The following is a 337-nucleotide window of genomic DNA, read 5'->3' on the forward strand; positions in this document are numbered from 1 at the left end:
TTGATGTCAAGGGTTTTCTCACCACTTTTTCCATCTTTTTGTAATATTAAATTGTTGAAAATTCCTAGTGGTGGCCGTATTTTTAGTGTATTACAGACTAAAGCTGCCATAAGTTTACTATTATGAGTAATTTGTTCATGCCGGTACGCGTTAAGTTGATCAAATAATGATTTATCACCCGCTATGTGTCTGATTTCAGTGAAAACATTGAGCTTCAGTAACTGATCATACTCTGGTGTTCTGGCCCATTTTCGATAGTATTCCTTCCAAACTCTTAATGGTTGGCACCACTGACGTGTAACAGCCATAAAACGTCCAGTGCAAAGCGAGTATCCGC

General features: G+C 38.3%; 1 protein-coding gene. It reads right to left on the reverse strand.

The features are described from left to right. The coding region (locus RMT89_RS41830) for a hypothetical protein (RefSeq protein WP_315888992.1) at positions 1 to 308 on the reverse strand (308 nt) is incomplete at its 3' end. Between the last annotated feature and the right edge of the window lie 29 nt (positions 309 to 337).

This window comes from Streptomyces sp. P17, assembly GCF_032436805.1.
Taxonomy (GTDB): Bacteria; Actinomycetota; Actinomycetes; order Streptomycetales; family Streptomycetaceae; genus Streptomyces.